The 12,977-nt window shown below is 73.4% G+C and carries 11 protein-coding genes; 6 read left to right on the top strand and 5 right to left on the bottom strand.

Annotated elements, in window-relative coordinates; all coding sequences use genetic code 11:
- Nucleotides 1–204 precede the first annotated feature (204 nt).
- The gene (locus LQ327_RS15645; protein WP_230735261.1) at nt 205–2,610 is read left to right on the top strand and encodes an ATP-binding cassette domain-containing protein; all 2,406 of its coding nucleotides are present in this window, start codon (nt 205–207) and stop codon (nt 2,608–2,610) included.
- On the opposite strand, the gene LQ327_RS15650 is transcribed toward LQ327_RS15645, so the two are convergent.
- From LQ327_RS15650 to LQ327_RS15660, 3 genes are read right to left on the bottom strand one after another with little or no spacing between them, the layout of a single operon-like run.
- Nucleotides 2,595–3,566, bottom strand: coding sequence for a heme-dependent oxidative N-demethylase family protein (locus LQ327_RS15650; RefSeq protein WP_230735264.1), 972 nt, complete (start codon nt 3,564–3,566; stop codon nt 2,595–2,597). The two genes, LQ327_RS15645 and LQ327_RS15650, sit on opposite strands and share 16 nt — an antisense overlap.
- The gene (locus tag LQ327_RS15655; protein WP_230735266.1) at nt 3,563–4,489 is read right to left on the bottom strand and encodes a PDR/VanB family oxidoreductase; all 927 of its coding nucleotides are present in this window, start codon (nt 4,487–4,489) and stop codon (nt 3,563–3,565) included. The genes LQ327_RS15650 and LQ327_RS15655 overlap by 4 nt, the downstream gene beginning before the upstream one ends.
- On the bottom strand, nt 4,489–4,944 hold the full coding sequence (locus LQ327_RS15660) for a dimethylamine monooxygenase subunit DmmA family protein (protein ID WP_230735269.1): 456 nt from the start codon (nt 4,942–4,944) through the stop codon (nt 4,489–4,491). The genes LQ327_RS15655 and LQ327_RS15660 overlap by 1 nt, the downstream gene beginning before the upstream one ends.
- Before the next feature lie 135 nt (nt 4,945–5,079).
- Between LQ327_RS15660 and serA the strand changes: the two genes are divergently transcribed.
- Entirely contained in the window at nt 5,080–6,279 is a 1,200-nt protein-coding gene (serA, locus tag LQ327_RS15665; protein WP_230735270.1) for a phosphoglycerate dehydrogenase, read from the top strand.
- Nucleotides 6,280–6,533: 254 nt separating this feature from the next.
- Complete coding sequence (locus tag LQ327_RS15670) at nt 6,534–8,936, top strand: DUF8728 domain-containing protein (protein WP_230735277.1); 2,403 nt, start codon at nt 6,534–6,536, stop codon at nt 8,934–8,936.
- A gap of 3 nt (nt 8,937–8,939) precedes the next feature.
- Here the strand turns inward: LQ327_RS15670 and LQ327_RS15675 are convergent, their stop codons facing one another.
- Nucleotides 8,940–9,455, bottom strand: coding sequence for an isochorismatase family protein (locus LQ327_RS15675; protein ID WP_230735279.1), 516 nt, complete (start codon nt 9,453–9,455; stop codon nt 8,940–8,942).
- Nucleotides 9,456–9,486: 31 nt separating this feature from the next.
- Between LQ327_RS15675 and LQ327_RS15680 the strand changes: the two genes are divergently transcribed.
- Genes LQ327_RS15680 through LQ327_RS15690 form a run of 3 tightly spaced genes read left to right on the top strand, consistent with a single transcriptional unit; the run spans nt 9,487 to nt 12,601 of the window.
- Nucleotides 9,487–10,719 (top strand): acyl-CoA dehydrogenase family protein, encoded by a 1,233-nt coding sequence (locus LQ327_RS15680; RefSeq protein ID WP_230735284.1) that lies wholly within the window; start codon nt 9,487–9,489, stop codon nt 10,717–10,719.
- Nucleotides 10,716–11,234 carry an adenylyltransferase/cytidyltransferase family protein gene (locus tag LQ327_RS15685; protein WP_230735286.1) on the top strand — a complete coding sequence of 173 codons (519 nt, stop codon included), beginning with the start codon at nt 10,716–10,718 and terminating at the stop codon, nt 11,232–11,234. The genes LQ327_RS15680 and LQ327_RS15685 overlap by 4 nt, the downstream gene beginning before the upstream one ends.
- Nucleotides 11,231–12,601 (top strand): BPG-independent phosphoglycerate mutase family protein, encoded by a 1,371-nt coding sequence (locus LQ327_RS15690; RefSeq protein WP_230735287.1) that lies wholly within the window; start codon nt 11,231–11,233, stop codon nt 12,599–12,601. Before LQ327_RS15685 ends, LQ327_RS15690 begins: the two co-directional genes overlap by 4 nt.
- On the opposite strand, the gene LQ327_RS15695 is transcribed toward LQ327_RS15690, so the two are convergent.
- Nucleotides 12,564–12,923 (bottom strand): DUF1330 domain-containing protein, encoded by a 360-nt coding sequence (locus tag LQ327_RS15695; protein WP_230735289.1) that lies wholly within the window; start codon nt 12,921–12,923, stop codon nt 12,564–12,566. The two genes, LQ327_RS15690 and LQ327_RS15695, sit on opposite strands and share 38 nt — an antisense overlap.
- Nucleotides 12,924–12,977: the final 54 nt, after the last annotated feature.

Consider the following 12,977-nt stretch of genomic DNA (forward strand, 5'->3'; position numbering starts at 1 on the left):
GAGCCGTCTCTAATCCAGATTAAAGACTGTCCGAGGTGTCCGGTCCCGTCAAGATCGTGCCGGCCCGGTGGACGGACCCAACCGGTCAGGATCGGAGAAGCACGGCCGGGCCGTCCGCCTCTAGCGTGATCGCGGCCGCGTCGCTGTCGGGGATCTCGACATACTGGTCGTGGCGAGGAGTCGGGATCGAGGACGGAGACGCAGATGAGCACCGCCACGCGGACGGACACCGCCCGGACGCAGCACGCGGCGGACGGGCACGATCTGATCCGCGTGCTCGGCGCACGCGAGAACAACCTCGCCGACGTCAGCGTCGACCTCCCGAAGCGCCGCCTCACGGTGTTCACCGGTGTCTCCGGCTCGGGCAAGAGCTCGCTGGTGTTCTCGACGATCGCCGCCGAGTCGCAGCGGCTGATCAACGAGACCTACAGCACCTTCGTGCAGGGGTTCATGCCGACGCTGGCCCGCCCCGACGTCGACGTTCTCGACGGCTTGACCACCGCGATCATCGTCGGGCAGGAGCGGATGGGCGGGGATCCGCGCTCCACCGTCGGGACGGCCACCGACGCCGGGGCGATGCTGCGCATCCTGTTCAGCCGGCTCGGCGATCCGCACATCGGTTCGCCGCAGGCGTTCTCGTTCAACGTGGCGTCGATCAGCGGTGCGGGCGCGGTGACCTTCGAGAAGGGCGGGCGCGCGGTCAAGGAGCGCCGCGAGTTCAGCATCACCGGCGGCATGTGCCCGCGCTGCGAGGGGCGCGGGTCGGTCTCCGACTTCGACCTGACCGCTCTCTACGACGAGGAGAAGTCGCTCGCCGAGGGCGCCCTGACGATCCCCGGCTACAGCATGGACGGCTGGTTCGGCCGCATCTTCAAGGGCAGCGGCTATTTCGACCCGGACAAGCCGATCAAGTCCTACACCAAGCGCGAGCTGAACGATCTCCTGTACCGCGAGGCGACCAAGATCAAGGTCGAGGGCATCAACCTCACCTACGAGGGTCTGATCCCGAGGATTCAGAAGTCGATGCTCGCCAAGGACGTCGACTCGATGCAGCCGCACATCCGGGCGTTCGTGGACCGCGCGGTCGTATTCGCCACCTGCCCGGAGTGCGACGGCACGCGGCTCACCGAGGCCGCCCGTTCCTCGAGGATCCGCGGGATCAGCATCGCGGACGCCTCGTCGATGCAGATCAGCGACCTGGCGGACTGGGTGCGGGCTCTCGACGACGGGTCCGGCCCGACGACGGCGGGCGTCGCCCCGCTGCTCGAGACGCTGCGGGACACCCTCGACTCGTTCGTCGAGATCGGCCTGGGCTACCTCTCGCTCGAGCGGCCCGCGGGGACGCTCTCCGGTGGTGAGGCGCAGCGGGTCAAGATGGTCGGGCACCTCGGCTCCTCGCTCACCGACGTCACCTACGTCTTCGACGAGCCGACGATCGGGCTGCACCCCCACGACATCGCACGCATGAACGACCTGCTGCTGCGCCTGCGCGACAAGGGCAACACGGTGCTCGTCGTCGAGCACAAGCCGGAGACGATCGCGATCGCCGACCACGTCGTCGACCTCGGGCCCGGCGCGGGCAGCGACGGCGGCACGATCTGCTTCGAGGGCACCGTCGAGGGGCTGCGGGCCGGCGGGACGATCACCGGGCGCCACCTCGACGACCGCGCGTCGCTCAAGGAGTCGGTGCGGACGCCGTCGGGAGCCCTCGAGATCCGCGGCGCCGACGCCCACAACCTGCGCGGCGTCGACGTCGACATCCCGCTCGGCGTGCTGGTCGCGGTGACCGGGGTGGCGGGCTCGGGCAAGAGCTCCCTGATCCACGGGTCGGTGTCCGGGCGGGACGGCGTCGTCGCGGTCGACCAGACCCCGATCCGCGGCTCGCGGCGCAGCAACCCGGCCACGTACACCGGGCTGCTCGACCCGATCCGCAAGGCCTTCGCCAAGGCCAACGGCGTCAAGCCCGCCCTGTTCAGCGCGAACTCCGAGGGCGCCTGCCCGAACTGCAACGGCGCGGGCGTCATCTACACCGACCTCGCGATCATGGCCGGCGTCGCCACCACCTGCGAGGTGTGCGGCGGGAAGCGGTTCTCGGCGGACGTGCTGGAGTACACCTTCGGCGGCCGGGACATCAGCGAGGTGCTGGCGATGTCGGTGGCACAGGCGCGGGAGTTCTTCGGCTCCGGCGACGCGAAGACTCCGGCGGCGCACACCATCCTCGGCCGCCTCGCCGACGTCGGTCTCGGATACCTCCGCCTCGGGCAGCCGCTCACCACGCTGTCCGGCGGCGAGCGGCAGCGGCTCAAGCTGGCCACCCACCTGACCGAGAAGGCCGGGGTCTACGTGCTCGACGAGCCGACGACGGGCCTGCACCTCGCCGACGTCGAGCAGCTGCTCGGCCTGCTCGACCGCCTCGTCGACGCCGGGAAGTCGGTGATCGTGATCGAGCACCACCAGGCGGTCATGGCGCACGCGGACTGGATCGTCGACCTGGGGCCGGGTGCCGGTCACGACGGCGGGCGGGTCGTCTTCGAGGGCGCGCCGGCCGAGCTCGTCGCCGCCCGCTCCACCCTCACCGGCGAGCACCTCGCGGCCTACGTCGGCGCCTGATCCCGTAACCACGTGGCGGCGAGCGAGCCGAGCCGGGCGAGGTCCTTGTAGTCCGAGGTGTCCGGGTCGAGGGTCTCGAGGACCGAACGGAGCCGGGCCGCCCACGCCGGCACGAGGGCGACCCGCTCCAGGGGGAGCGGCCGGATCCCGATCAGGAAGAGCACGCTCCCCGTCAGCGGCAGCCGGATCAGGTGCTGCACCTCGGTGCGCAGGTGTACCTCCCGGCCCGGGTCGACGACGTCGAGGGCCGCCCGACGCGGGCCCCAGGTCGGGAACGTGTCGAGCGAGAGGTCGGGGCGGGCGTCGAGCTGCAGGCCCCAGTTCAGCCGCCGGTAGGCGTCGCCCGGGTGCAGCCCCAGCAGGAAGCGCTCGGCCCGTTCGAAGACCCGCCGGGCCTCGTCGCCCGGCACGGGACCGTGCAGCTCGGCGAAGCTCATCCCGGCGTCGAACCCGATCGACCAGACGGACGCGAACACGACCATCCCGGCGTCGAGCCGGAGCTCCCCCTCGCGGGCGCCGAGGACGACGACGTCCTCCTCGACCTGCCGGCCCGCGAACGTCACCGGGTGCACGGGCAGCGAGGTGTCGTCGCCGAAGGTGAACTCCCGGGTGACGCCGAGGCGGTGGTTGTACCAGCGGTACCGGTCGCCGTCGCGCTCCAGGGACGCCTCCGTCGGGCGCTCCCGGGCCATCCGCTCGAGCAGCCACAGCATCGCGTCCCAGGAGGCGGCCCGTGCGTGCGGCGCGGCGACGAACCGGCGCGGCTCGCGATGAAGGATCTCCGAGCGCAGTCTCACGACGGCGTCGTGGTCCGGGCCGACGTGCAGCATGTCCCGACCCCACGAGCCCGCCTCGGTGGGCCGCTCCACCCCGGCCTGCTCGACGTTCGCGCTGACCCGGTAGGTGTCGTACGGCAGCGGGAACGGATAGCCGGCGACGTCGTCCGGGAGGGTCACAGCTCCAGCTCCAGGGTCTCGCCCGCGGCCGCGCGGGAGACGCAGAGCGCGATCCGGCCCGATCGTCCGGCGTCGGACAGCACGGTGTCCCGATGATCGACGCGACCGGCGAGGAGGCCCGTGACGCACTCCCCGCAGACCCCCTGCCGGCACAGGTGGGGCGCCTCGACCCCGGCCCGGTGCAGGGCGTCGAGCAGCGACTCGTCCGCGCCGACCCCGACCTCGCGACCCGAGCGACGCAGTACCGCGGTGAACGCCTCGCCCGCCTCGACGGCGTGCACGAACGGCTCCGCGTGGATGCGGGCGTCGACCCAGTGGGCGCGGCGGGCGGCGGCCGCGACGTCGGCGATGAGCCCGGGCGGCCCGCAGGTGTAGACGTGGCTGTTGAACGGTGCCGCGCGCAGCGTCGGGTCGAGCAGCGCGTGCAGCCCGTCCCGGTCGGTCGCGGTCCTCAGCCGGTCACCCGCGGCGTCGCGCAGGTCGGTCGCGTGCGGCGTCGTCCCGGGCCGCTGCACCAGCAGGACCTCGAACGGGTTCCCCCAGAACGCGTGCCACCGGGCATGGGCGAGCACCGGGGTCACGCCGATCCCGCCGGCGACGAGCACGTGGTGCGCGGCCGTCTCCACGGGCGGGAACGACGAGCGCGGCGGCACCGCCCGGACGCGGTCGCCGGCCACCAGATCGTGCACCCGACGGGACCCGCCGGCACCGTCGGGACGCCGCGCCACGCTGATCTCGTACGTCTCCGGTGCGCGACCCGGCCCGGTCAGCGAGTACGGATTCACCCGGCCCGGCCGCCACTCGATCCCCAGGTGCGCCCCCGGCGGGAACGACGGCAGGGGCGCGTCGCCGTCGCCGACCAGGGTCACGGAGCGCACGCTCGGGCACGGCGTCGCGATCGCGGCGACACGGAGATCCAGCATCAGGGCACCGTCGGGACGCCGAGGGAGGCGCCGTGGATCCGGGAGCGGTGGTCGGTGACGCTGAGCGGTTCGCCGCAGCCGGGACACGGGAGCACGTCCCCGACGGCGGCGTCGAGATCCGCCTGGTGGTGGCAGTGGCCGCAGTGCACCCGTCGCAGGCGGCGGGTGCCGTCCCCGTCGTGCTGGTCCACCGCGAGCACCGTGATCTCCTCGTCCAGCGCGCCCCGGGCCAGCGCCGCCCGAGCCACGATCAGCACGTCCCGCTCGAGCCCGACCGCCAGGACCCGCCACCCGGTCGACAGGCGGGCGAGCTCCTCGTCGAGGACCGGGCCGGCGTCGTCGGCCGCGTCCAGGGCGCGGTACCGGTCACTGTCACGACGCAGTTCCTCGGCCACCGTCCGGGCTCGGGTGCCCACGGCGAGCACCAGGTGTGGTGCCGGTCCGGGCGTCGTCATGTCCGTTCCCTCCCGCGACACAGATCTCCCCGGAACACAGGGTGGCCCCGGTCATAGGCGGTCTGACCTGCACCGATACCGGGTTCCCCGGTCGACGGCGGCACAGGCACCCCTCGTCGACAGTAGGCTCGCCGTGTGAAGGTCCTTCTGCTGGAGAGCATCCACCCGACCGCCGCGGACGCGTTCCGGCGCGCCGGACTCGAGGTCGACGAGCGCCCGGGGTCGCTCTCGGCCGACGAGCTGGCCGACGCCCTGTCCGGCGTCTCCGTGCTCGGGATCCGCTCCAACACCAAGATCACCGCCGAGGTCCTCGATGCCGGGAAGGAGCTCCTGGCGGTCGGGTGCTTCTGCATCGGCACCAACCAGGTGGACCTGACCGCGGCGGCCGAGCGCGGCGTCGCGGTCTTCAACGCGCCGTTCTCGAACACCCGCAGCGTCGTCGAGCTGGTGCTCGGCGAGATCATCGCGCTGGTCCGGCGGCTGCCGGAGAAGACCCAGCGGATGCACGAGGGCATCTGGGACAAGTCGGCCCGGGGCAGCCACGAGTTCCGCGGCCGGACCCTCGGCATCGTCGGGTACGGGAACATCGGCACCCAGCTCTCGAACATGGCGGAGGCGGTCGGGCTCCGGGTGATCTTCTACGACACCGCGGACCGCCTGGCCCACGGCAACGCCCGCAAGGTCGACTCGCTCGAGGAGCTCCTGGCCGAGGCCGACGTCGTCACCCTCCACGTCGACGGCCGGCCCGGGAACGCCGGACTGTTCGGCGCCGAACAGTTCGCGCTGATGAAGGACCGTTCGATCTTCATCAACGCCTCGCGCGGGATGGTCATCGACGACGAGGCGCTGCGCGAGAACATCCTCTCGGGCCACATCGCCGGCGCCGCGATCGACGTCTTCCCGATCGAGCCGAAGGCCCAGGGCGACACCTTCGAGTCCCCGCTACGCGGCCTTGACAACGTCATCCTCACGCCGCACGTCGGCGGGTCGACCCAGGAGGCCCAGGAGGAGATCGGCGGCTTCGTCTCCACCAAGCTGCTCTCCTTCGTCGCGACCGGCGGCACCGCGCTGTCGGTGAACCTGCCCGAGGTCGCGACGCCGCTGGCGCCCGACGCGTTCCGGCTGGCCTACCTGCACACGAACAAGCCGGGTGTCCTCGCCCGCATCAACCAGCAGCTGCACGACGGAGGTGTCAACGTGCTCGCGCAGGCGCTGTCCACCCGGGGCGACCACGGCTACGTCGTCGTCGACACCGATGCTCCGGTCCCGGAGGAGGTGCTCGCCGAGCTCCGGCGCGCGCCGCAGACGATCTGGCTGCGGACCTGGACGCCCTGATCGAAATCCTGGTGGTTTCCCGGCGAGGTCGATCCTCGTCACGGGGTACAGACCCGTGTGCCGGGCGCCTCGGGGGGCGTCGGGCAGCGGGCCGGAGCTGACTCGGGGGTCGGCTCCGGCTCGCGCGGGACACGTTTCTCCCAGCCCCCGCACAGCGCGCGCACAGCCCCCTCGTACAGTTCTCCGTGACCAATTCGTGACATAGGCCTCCCCCGATCGTCGGGGACCGCGGTCACGACGGCCGGGGGGCCAGCATGCGAGCAGGGCCGGGGGGCTCCGTCGCGGAGCAGGAGAGCGTCGAGCCGCGGGGCGGGGACGCCGAGCCCGTCGACGCGTCCCCGTGGCGGTCGCGGTGGCAGGAGCGGCTGCGGCCGCGCGGCCGCCTCGATCCCGTCGTGGGCCTGGTGGCCCTGCTGTCACTGCTGTGCTCGGCGGCGTTCGTGGCGGTGAGCCTCGCCTACAACGACGGCCGGCTGATCGCCCCGCTCGACGACGTCTACATCCACCTGCAGTACGCCCGGGAGATCGGCGCGGGGAACTGGTTCGCCTACAACCCGGGCGACCCGGTCAGCACCGGGGCCTCGAGCCTGCTCTACGTCGTCGTCATGGGCGGTGTCGCCGCCCTCGGCGTGCAGGGTTCGACGCTGCTGGCCGCGGCCGTGCTGTTCGGCGCGGTCTGCGTGGCCGTGACCTGCGGGCTCGTCGTGGTGCTCGGGACCCGGGTGGCCGGGCGCCGGGTCGGGATCTGGGCCGGGCTGCTCACCGCTCTCAACGGGACCCTGCTCTGGGGCGCCACCAGCGGCATGGAAGTCGGCCTGATGGCGCTGCTGCTGATCGCCACGGTCCTCGGCTTCGTCGTCGAGGCGCCCCGGGTGCGTTTCGTGGTGACGCCGGCGCTCGGTGTCCTGCTGGCCCTCACCCGGCCCGAGGGCCTCATCGTCGCCGCGGCCGTGTGTGCGGGCATGCTCTGGACGCTGGTCCGCCACGCCCGCGCGCCGCGCTGGCTGCCCCCGGAGTGGGACGGCTGGGCGCGCTGGTCGGGCCGGGCGGTGATCACGCTGCTGCCCCTGCTGGCGGGCGCGGCCCAGTTCGCGTTCTACCGGTCGGCGACGGGCAGCGCGCAGGCCAACGGCGTGCAGTCGAAGTCGTGGCTGCACCAGGGCGCCGGGCTGCCGCTGCCCGAGGTGCTCGACCACACGATGCGCAACGTCCAGGACCTCGCGGCCACCCTCTCCGGCCTCGCGGGCGCCCAGGACGTCCTCCCGCCGGCGGCCGGGATCGTGGCGCTGCTCGGCCTCGCCGCCCTGATGGTCGGGCCCGCCCGGGGGTGGCGCACCCTCGGCGTCGTCCTCGCCGTCGGGATCGGCCTGGTGATCCTCTCGGTGTCGACGCTGGTCACCGCGATGTGGCAGAACCTCCGCTACGTCCAGCCGTTCCTCCCCCTGATCCTGCTGCTGGCGGTCGTCGGGGTCGACGCCCTGCTGCCGGCCCGGCCCGCCTCGACCTCCGACGGGCCCGACAGTCACGAGATCCGCCGGCGACGGCTGGCCTTCCACGGCCTGCTCGCGGTCGCGCTGATCGCCACCGTCGTCTACACCCCGACCTGGGCTCTCCGGCTGGCCCAGCAGGCGAGCACCATCCGGGAGGCGCCGGTCTCCATCGGGAACTGGCTGCGCGGGCACGTGCCCGCCGGGTCCACGGTCGCGGTGAACGACGTCGGCGCGGTCGCCTACTTCAGCGGGCTGCGCACCTTCGACCTGGTGGGCCTGGCGACCGACGGCATGGCGACCGCGGCGAACAACGGCCCGGGGACCCTCTACGAGCGCCTCGGCCACCTCCCCGCCGCCGCCCGGCCGACCATCTTCTCGATCTACGACGACTGGCCCGGCGTCGACGTGCAGGACCTCAAGCGCAGTGGCGTCCTCGGCACCGATCCGCTGACCACCTTCTATCTCAAGTCGCCCGCCCGGCCGGTGCTCGGCCTCGCCCCGCCACCATGTCAGACCGATCGCTCGTGCAAACAGGTCAGCGTGTGGCGGGCCGACTGGTCGCTCGTCGGGAGCGGCGACCGCCCCGACCGGCCGCTGGGTGGGACGCTGCGCGACGCGGTGAACGTCGGCGACCTCGACGACGAGGCGGCGCACGGCTGGCACGCCGACCTGCCGTTGCCCGGCCTGCAGCCCACCAGTGACGTCACCCGCCGTGAGCTGCCCGGCGCCCGCACCGTCGTCGACAGCAGTCGGCACATCGTCGGCGGCGAGACGTTCACCCTCCACCACCTCACGCCCGGACGGCCCGTCACGCTGACCGCCCGGGTCACGCCCCGCGCCGACGGCGAGGACCCGCCCGCCGACGCCGGGCCGGGTACCGGGGCGAAGCCGTCCACCACCTCCGCCGCGACCGGTACCTCGAGCTCGTCGGGGACCACCACGCTCGCCGGTCAGGAGGTCGCGGTGACCGCGGGCGGTGCCCCGGTGGGTCGTTGGACGCTCAACCCGGGCGAGGGGAGCAACGCGGACGCCTGGACCCAGACCCGGTTCGACATCCCCGCGTCGGATGTCACGGGCCCCGACCTCACGGTCAGCACCGGTCCGCTGCAGCCGTTCCTCGCGCCGTACCCGGACTACCGCTCCTACCACTACTGGGCCACCCAGTAGCCCTCACTTGATCAGCTTCTGCACCTCGCGGAACGCCGGGTTCCGGCTGGAGCCGAGCCACTCGAAGACGACCATCTCCGTCGTCACCACGTCGACGCCGTGCGCCCGCATCCGCGCGAGCGCGGCGTCCCGGTTGTCCGGCGACCGGCTCCCGACCGCATCGGCGACCACGGCCACGTCGTGACCCGAGGCGCGCAGCGCCAGCACGGTCTGCAGCACGCAGACGTGGGCCTCGCACCCGCAGACGACCACGGTCGTCGTCGGGAAGGACAGCCCGGCGGCGAAGGACGACTTCGCGACGGCGGGTGTGGGCAGCAGGGCCGCGACCGGCTCGACGGTGGCGCCGAGCTTGTCCGGGTCCTGCTCGGTGGTCGTGATCGCGACGTCGAGGCGCGTCGCCGCCCGGATCAGCCGACCGGCGTTCTCGAGCACCGCGGGCGCCCCGCTGATCGCGGGCATCAGCCGTTCCTGCAGGTCGACGACGAGCAGCACCGAGGACTCCGCGGACAGGGCAGGCACGGCTCCGACCATAGGTGCTAGACCAGCACCCATGACGAGCGCAGCGGGCCTGACCGACCGCGTCGAGCACTACCGGGAGCGGTTCGCCGGCTTCCTCACGACCGAGGTCGGGCCGCTCGAGGAGGAACTCGCGCGGCAGGACGTCGGCTCGGCCTTCAACCCCCGCCTCGACGACGCCGGGCGGATGCACCCCGCGGTCTGGGAGGCGCGCCGGGAGGTCCAGCGGCGCTCGGCGAAGGCCGGCCTGTACTCGCCCCACGTCGGCGAGGCGTCCGGGGGCGGCGGCTTCACCCGCGCCGAGATGCAGCACGTCGAGGAGTTCGTCTACCACCGCGCCGGACTCGGTCTCGGGCTCGCGGCACTGGGGTGGACCGAGGGCGCGAACGCGGCGATCGAGCACTGTTCCCCGGCGGCGCGCGAGCAGTGGTTGGCCCCGCTGGTGGCCGGCGAGATCACCGCGGCGTTCGCCAACACCGAGATCTCGGTCGGCACCGACGTGCTCGCGATGGAGACCCGGGCGGTCCGGGACGGGTCCGACTGGGTGCTGGACGGCCACAAGGCGTGGATCACCAACGCCCACTTCGCCGACGTCCTGCAGGTCACCGCCGTCACCGAGCCCGGCGCGGGGACCCGCTCGCTGACGATGTTCCTGGTCGACGCGAGCGCGCCCGGAGTCACCCGCGGCCGGGACATCCCGACGATGCTCGACGACGGCCTGACCGGCGAGCTGGATTTCTCCGGGGTCCGCGTCCCGGCGGAGAACGTCGTCGGGGAGCCCGGCGGCGGGTTCGCGCTGGCCATGGCCTGGATCAACTGGCGGCGGATGTGCCGGGGCGGGATGTGCGCCGGGTGGGGCGCATGGCTGCTGGAGCGCGCGGTCGACCGGGCGCGGACCCGCGCCTCGGGCGGGACGCCGATCGGCGACCTGCAGGCGGTGCAGCACCTGCTCGCCGACATGGACGCCGACGTCTACACCGCCCGGGCCGCCTCGCTGGCCGCGCAGGTCGAGCTCGACGAGCTGCCCGGCGGCCCGTACGGGATGCCGCTGCACCCCGACGCGCCGCGGCTGATGAGCCTGATCAAGGTGGTCAACGACGAGGCGTTCTTCCGGGTGGCCGACCGCGCGGTCCAGGTCCACGGCGGCACCGGCCTGCGTCTCGGCTCGCCCGAGGAGAAGCTCTTCCGGCTGGCCCGCAACCTCAAGATCCCGGCGGGCACGGTCGAGATCCAGCGCAACGCGATCGCGCGGAGGCTGTTGAGGTGAGCCTCGCCGCCGTCACCGGCCGGTTCCAGCCGGTCCACGCCCAGCACCTGGAGCTCTTCGCCCGCGCGCTGGCCGAGCACGACGAGCTCGTCGTCGCCGTCACCAACCCGGACAGCGGCGCCCGCCGTCAGGAGGCCACCTCCGCGCACCGCCACACCGACGCCGCCAACCCGTTCACCTACTACGAGCGGGCCCGGCTCCTGCACGCCGCGCTCGCGGGCGCGGGCCTCGCGGAGCGCGCGGTCGTCGTGCCGTTCGACCTCACCCGCCCGTCGTTCTGGCCCGAGTACGTGCCGCTGCACGCTCACCACTACGTGCGCGCGTACTCGGCGTGGGAGAAGGACAAGGCGGCGCAGCTCGAGGCCGGCGGGTACGCGGTGACGGTGCTCGACGGGGACCCGGCGACGAAGCTCGAGGCCGCCGCCATCCGGTCCGGGTTCGACGACGGGTCCTGGGTCGCGTCGGTCCCGCGGGCGACCGTCCCGCTGCTGCGGGCCCTGCTGGCGGCGCGGTGAGGACCCCGGGGCCCGGCTACGGGGAGAGTCAGCCGCGGCTCGTCGACGACCGGCTGCCGGTCGTGCTCGTCGTCCTCGACGGCCTGGGCGACCGGCCGGTCCCGGAGCTGGGCGACCGCACGCCGGCCGAGGCGGCTCACACGCCGGTACTCGACGCGCTCGCCGCGCGCGGGTGCTCCGGTTGGCACCTGCCGTTCGGCTGGGGTCGCGCGCCCGCGTCGGAGCTGGCGCACTGGGCGATGTTCGGGTTCGACGGCGTGCCGTTCCCCGGGCGGGCGGTGCTGGAGGCGCTGGGCGCGGGCGTCGAGGTGCCGCTCGGGACGGCGGTGACGCACGCGGCGCTCCGGGCCTCGACCGTCGGCGACGACGGGCGGGTGTGGATCACCGGGCGGGTCGGCCCGGACGACGGGGCCGATGCGTCAGCGCTGCTGGAGGTGCTCGGACCCGTCGTCGCGCGTCACGGGGCGGAGCTGGTGCCGCTCGGCGGGCGCGGCGAGGCGCTGCTCGTGCTGCACGGTCACGCGGACGGCGCGGTCACCGACTCCGACCCGTTCTTCGAGGACCGCCACCCGTGGCTGCGGGTGCTGCCGACGGTTCCGGAGGGCTCACCGGACGCGGCGGCGACGTTGAATGCCCTGCTCCTCGAGGCCTGCGCCGCGCTGGTCGACCACCCGGTCAACCGCTCCCGATGGGCCCGGCCGCCGCTGGACGTCCTCACGACGAAGTGGTCGGGCACGCGGGCCGAGCTCCCGGACTTCGTCGAGCAGACCGGGGTGGCGGGGGCGGCCGTCACCAGCACGCGGCTCTACCGGGGGATCGCGCGGCTGCTGGGGATGTCGTTCCGCCACGTGGCTCCGGTCGCCGACGCGGGAGAGGACCTGGCCGCTCGGCTGGCGGTCGCCGACGAGCTGATCGCGGCGGGCGCCCGGTTCGTCCACGTCCACACCAAGGCCACCGACGAGGCCGGCCACACCAAGGAGCCCCGCGCCAAGCTCGAGGTCCTCGAGGCGGCCGACCCCGGACTCGCGGGCCTGCTCGATCTCGCCGACCGCGCCGTCGTCGCCGTCACCGGTGACCACGCGACCCCGTCGACCGGCGGCGTGCTGCACACCGGGGACCCGACCCCGCTCGTCGTCGCCGGGCCGACCGTCCGGCCGGACCCCGTGACGACGTTCGGCGAGGCTCCGGCGGCGTCGGGGTGGTACGGCGTGGTGCAGGCGGCCGAGCTGATGCCGCTGCTCTTCGGGCACGCGAACCGGCCGGTGTTCCTGGGGCACCGCGCGACGGCGCGCCGGACGCTCGCGCTGCCCGACGATCCCGCGCCGATGCTCAGCGGGGAGTCGTCGGCTGCAGGACCGCCTCGGTGAGCGCCTCGGTCCGCAGGTGCGTGCCCTCCTGGTAGCCGGGGTCGCGCACCATGTCGGAGAACGCCCGACGGCTGGGGTACGAGACGAGCAGCACGGCGTCCCAGGCCTGACCCTGCTCGGCGACCACCGCGTCGGCCCCGTGCCCGAAGTAGACGATGCTCGCGCCGACCTTCTCCGCGTACGTCCGGAAATGCGCGAGGTATTCGTCGTAGCGCTCTGCTCCGCCCTCCGCGAAGCGCAGGAGGTTGAGCATGACGACGGGCTCGTCGGGATTTGCGGCGAGAAACGCCTTCATGTCCGATCCGCTGGGATTCACGGCCATGAAGGTCAGACTACGGAGTCCGCCTGCGAGGGATCCGGTCGGGAAACGGTGGCA

It is taken from the genome of Actinomycetospora endophytica (assembly GCF_021026375.1).
In the GTDB taxonomy this organism is placed as follows: Bacteria; Actinomycetota; Actinomycetes; order Mycobacteriales; family Pseudonocardiaceae; genus Actinomycetospora; species Actinomycetospora endophytica.